Below are 4704 nucleotides of genomic sequence, written 5' to 3' on the forward strand. Positions count from 1 at the left end.
CTTTACTTTCTTCTGAATTTAAAGATTCTTTTAATATACTATAAGTACCCTTCTCTTCAGTAGATAAGGACTTTCCTTGTTTTACTTTTGTATCCAAAGCATTAAATTCTGCTTGTAATGTTAAAAGATTTTGAGCTTTTGCATCTTTTTGATATTGTTTACCAACATCAGTAGTCAATACACGTTCATATTTTTCAAGTCTCTCTTGTTCTTTGGGTAATAAAGGACCTTTTTGAGCTTTTTCTTTTAATCCTTTATACAATAATTCATCTTCAGATAAATTATAATATTTTTCTAATAACTTTTTTATTTTTTCTATATTTTTTGTATCATATATTTTGTTAGGATTTGGTTCTATTTTTACTTCATATTTTTCATTTTCAAAATTCACAGAATATGAATATTCTTTCTCATCTATTAGTTCTATCAAAGAATTGTCATTATAATCTGGACTATTAGGTCTATTATTTTCTAAAATATTACTTAATTCTTTTTGAAACTCATCATTATCAATATCTGAACTATTTTTATTCTTTTCCCAATCTTTTGTATCCTGTATCATATTTATAGATTTTAACACATTAGATTTACCTATATTATTTTCGCCTATAAGTATTATGAGATTTCCTACAATTTTATCATCCAAATAGCTATCTAAATAAAGTTCTTGATATTCATTATCTTTTTTGGAAAGTCCTATGTTCTTAAAATTTCTAATTTTTAATATTCTGCTTTTTACTTTTTTCATTGTCAATCCCTCTATTAATCTTTAATTTTATACTTTACGATAAAAACTCTTCAGCGTCTTTGAAATCTTTAATAAGAGTGAATATCATTAAATCTTTGAAAATTGGAGTAATCGATTCGTCAACATTTGTCATAAATAATTTGATTTTAATTGATTGTAAATCTTTGAATAGTTTGAGGATTTTAGCTATTCCCGCGCTGTTTATTTCTTTGACATTTTGCATATTCAAAACTACGGCGGGTATTGAAACGGAACATGCTTCTTCGCAATCTTCCTTGAATTTTTTTACTTCTTCGGGCAAAGAGAGATTGGATTCTATAACTATAGATAAATATCCGTTATTAAATTCTATAGCCAAAATATCTCCTTTACTTAAAATAAAAATGTGGGCAGGGAGGGATTCGCACCCCCGTAGACTACTGTCGGCAGATTTACAGTCTGCTGCCATTGACTGCTCGGCCACCTACCCTTTAATATTAAAATTAATTTAATTAAAAAAAATTATAACATTTAGTTAAAAAATGTCAAGCCTAATTTATAATAATTATACGAATAATTGCCTTGACTAAAAGCGGTTTTACGGTTAAAATAGAATTAAAATATTAAGTATAAAAAAATAAGAAAATTCATATTATAATAGAATACCGATTAATGAACGATAATAACGATAAAATAAGAATCATACCGCTTGGCGGAGTTCAAGAAATAGGTATGAATATGACAGTCATTGAATATGGAAACGAATTAATCATAATAGACTGCGGTTTTATGTTTCCGAGATACCACATGCTTGGAGTGGATTATGTTATACCAGACACTTCCTACCTTAAAGATAAAAATATAATCGGACTTATACTTACGCATGGACATGAAGACCATATTGGGGCGATTCCTCATTTTTTGCAAAATTTTCCAAATGTAAAAATATACGGAACGAGATTAACCGCCGCATTTTTAAAAGCGAAATTAAGCGAATATAAAAACGAATATAAAGAAACGAAAATATACGAATTAGAACCGAGAAATAAAATAAAATTGGGAATAAATTTTGAAATAGAATTTATAAGAGTAAATCACAGCATTCCAGACGGAGTCGGAGTCGCAATAAAAACTCCTTTGGGAATAATAATTCATACGGGAGATTTCAAAATCGACTTGAATCCGACAACCGACAGATTTATCGACCTTTATAAATTCGCCGAATACGGAGAAAACGGAGTTCTTTTGCTTTTAGCCGATTCCACCAACTGTCAAAGAGAAGGTTTTTCAATAAGCGAAAGCGCAGTTCAGGATTCAATAATTCCAATGTTTTCTTATAAAGACGGAATGATAATAGTCGCCGTCTTTGCAAGCAGTATAGAAAGAATACAGGATTTGGTTACCGCCGCAAAAGTCAATAAAAAATATGTGACATTTTCGGGAAGAAGTTTGCTCAAATTTACAAAAATCGCAGAAGAGATGGGATATTTGAATCTATACGATATAGTTATTCCGATTGATAAAATAAACCGATATCCGAGAGAAAAAATTGTTTGCATAACTACGGGAACTCAGGGAGAGCCTTATTCTTCGTTATCTTTAATCGCGTTCGGTTCGCATAAACATATTAAAGTGGAAGACGGAGATATGGTAATTTTTTCTTCGAGCATAATCCCGGGAAACGAAATGGTTGTTACAAGAATGATAAATAATCTTTTCGATTTGGGCGCAAAAATGGTTGGAGAAGATAAAAAACTTCTTCATGTATCGGGGCATGCTTCGAGCGAAGATTTAAAATTAATGTATAGATTAGTTAAACCGAAATATTTTATTCCAATTCATGGAGAGAAAAGACATTTAATAAATCATATAAAACTTGTGGAAAGTTTAAACGGACTAAACGCTAAAGGCTTTTTGCTTTATAACGGATATGTTTTGGAAATTGATAAAAATTTGGAAGCGAAATTATCCGAGCCGATAGAAATCAGAAATATATATGTTGACGGAAAGGGAGTCGGCGATTTGGAAGAAAGCATTTTTCATGATAGAGAACAGCTTTCTTTAAACGGAGTCGTTGTCGCAAATGTCATTCTTTCAAAAAATCAATCTGGAAATTACGATATAAAAGTCGATACGGAAAGCAAAGGTTTTATTTATAAAGGCGGAGATAGAGAGAATTTATTAATAAAAACGGAAGAATTAAGAAAAGAAGGAATTATTTCAGCAACGGAATCTGTAAAAAAACTGCTATCAAGAAATAAAAAAACTCCTTCTACAATAAAATACGAAGTGAAAGAAGCTTTAAGAAAAAAATATATGCAAATAATCGGACGAGAACCTGTTATTTTCGTTTCGCTTTATATAAACGATATTGATATTTTGGAAAAATCGAACGATAATGAAGAAATTATTAATAAACATAATAATATAAAAAATAATACGGAGGCTATATGTCAATCGAAGAAGAAAAAGAAACTAACGAAGAGGAAAGCTATTTTAAAAAGAATGATGCAAAGAAAGAAAAGAAAGATAAAAAATTTATAATATTTTCAATACTTATTTTAATATCCATTTTGATTGGAATAACCGCTATATTTTCGAGAGAAAAAAATAGTAATATTTCGGCGGTAAAAACTATACGAATAGGAAGCAATCTAACAAAATCAATGCCCGTTTCGGCAAGAGAAGGAATAGCGATAATCGATTTGAACGGCGTAATTTCGCATGAAAAAAGAACTTCAAATTTCGGAATTGAAATGAAATCCGTAACGGAATCTTTGATGGACGATTTTGAATATTATATGAAAGACGATAATGTTAAGGCAATCGTTTTACAAGTCGACAGCCCTGGCGGAGCTTTAACTTCCTGCGAAGAGGCTTTAAAATATTTGAAAGATTTGAAAGAAAAATATCCAAAACCGATAATAGCGTCTTTTAGAAGTATGGCTGCGAGCGGCGGATATTATATTTCAATGATAGCAGATAAAATATATGCAAACGAATCGACTCTCACGGGAAGCATCGGCGTAATATCTCAATTTATTAATCTTTCGGGTTTGATGGATAAATACGGAGTAAAAATGTATACTGTAAAAAGCGGAAGAAATAAAGACTCGCTCTCGCCTTTTAGAGAACCGAGAGAAGACGAATTGGAATATTGGCAGAATATGACGAGAGAATTTGTCGAACAGTTTATTAATGTAGTCGAAGAATCAAGAGGAGATAAAATAAAAGGAAACAGAGACGAAATATTTGACGGAAGAGTTTTCAGCGGTAAAATGGCTTTGGAAATCGGATTAATAGATTCTATAGGAACTTTACAAGACGCGATAAAAGACGCGGCAAAAACGGGCGGAATCGAAGATGAAGAACCTTATATAATCGAAAAACCTGAAGAGAAAGAAAATTTATTAAATTTACTGCTTTCAAATGTTTCGGCTAAAATTAAAATAAAATCCGTTATTCCATATTATGAAGAAATAATGAGCGCAAAATATATTGGAATTCCTATGTATATTTATATTCCAAATTATGCGGGAGAAAATTAATGAAAATCTGCGAATATTTATATTATTATTTACTCTTTCCAAAAGAAGCGATTAAAAAAAATATAAGTTTTAAATATTCTTATATAATATATTTGATAACGGCATTAACGGTTTCAATTTCATTTTTATATTCAATCGGAAGCAAAAGCAATATATTAAATCTTCTTATAATTACTTTTGGAATAGCCGCTTATATAGCCGTATCGAATTTTATAAAAATAGCGATTATTAATTTTACAGTTTTTATATTTTCTAAAAATAACGATAGAAATAATTTGAAAATATTTGTCCGAAACTGTTTTGGAATTTACGGAATATTTATATTTATTCTTCCGATAACTTTAATATTTTCAAAATCGGCGGGACTTATCATTATTCAGTTTTTGGCGTTAGTTGTAATTCAAATATATTATTTAATTTTATTATATA

Annotated in this window: 5 protein-coding genes and 1 tRNA gene; 3 read left to right on the forward strand and 3 right to left on the reverse strand. The window is 29.8% G+C overall.

The window, feature by feature from the left end; genetic code table 11:
* From ACR0QS_RS11230 to ACR0QS_RS11240, 3 genes are all read right to left on the reverse strand, one after another.
* A partial coding sequence (locus ACR0QS_RS11230) for an AAA family ATPase (protein WP_432633540.1) occupies positions 1–748 on the reverse strand: 748 nt, incomplete at its 3' end.
* Positions 749–782: 34 nt separating this feature from the next.
* Complete coding sequence (locus ACR0QS_RS11235; RefSeq protein WP_432633541.1) at positions 783–1106, reverse strand: STAS domain-containing protein; 324 nt, start codon at positions 1104–1106, stop codon at positions 783–785.
* 28 nt (positions 1107–1134) lie between these two features.
* Positions 1135–1217 (reverse strand) — tRNA-Tyr (locus tag ACR0QS_RS11240).
* A gap of 182 nt (positions 1218–1399) precedes the next feature.
* On the opposite strand from ACR0QS_RS11240, the gene ACR0QS_RS11245 reads away from it, so the two are divergent.
* The 3 genes from ACR0QS_RS11245 to ACR0QS_RS11255 all read left to right on the forward strand — a co-directional run.
* Complete coding sequence (locus tag ACR0QS_RS11245; RefSeq protein WP_432633542.1) at positions 1400–3271, forward strand: ribonuclease J; 1872 nt, start codon at positions 1400–1402, stop codon at positions 3269–3271.
* Positions 3178–4275, forward strand: a complete 1098-nt coding sequence (sppA, locus tag ACR0QS_RS11250) for a signal peptide peptidase SppA (RefSeq protein WP_432633543.1) — start codon at positions 3178–3180, stop codon at positions 4273–4275. Before ACR0QS_RS11245 ends, sppA begins: the two co-directional genes overlap by 94 nt.
* On the forward strand, positions 4275–4704 hold a 430-nt coding region (locus tag ACR0QS_RS11255; RefSeq protein WP_432633544.1), incomplete at its 3' end, for a hypothetical protein. The genes sppA and ACR0QS_RS11255, both read left to right, overlap by 1 nt.

It is taken from the genome of Brachyspira sp., assembly GCF_050873525.1.
GTDB lineage: Bacteria > Spirochaetota > Brachyspiria > Brachyspirales > Brachyspiraceae > Brachyspira.

What these genes read in the sequence shown, in the direction of transcription:
- sppA (WP_432633543.1), top strand. Translation starts at nt 3,178, where the DNA reads ATGTCAATCGAAGAAGAAAAAGAAACTAACGAAGAGGAAAGCTATTTT.
- ACR0QS_RS11245 (WP_432633542.1), top strand. Translation starts at nt 1,400, where the DNA reads ATGAACGATAATAACGATAAAATAAGAATCATACCGCTTGGCGGAGTT.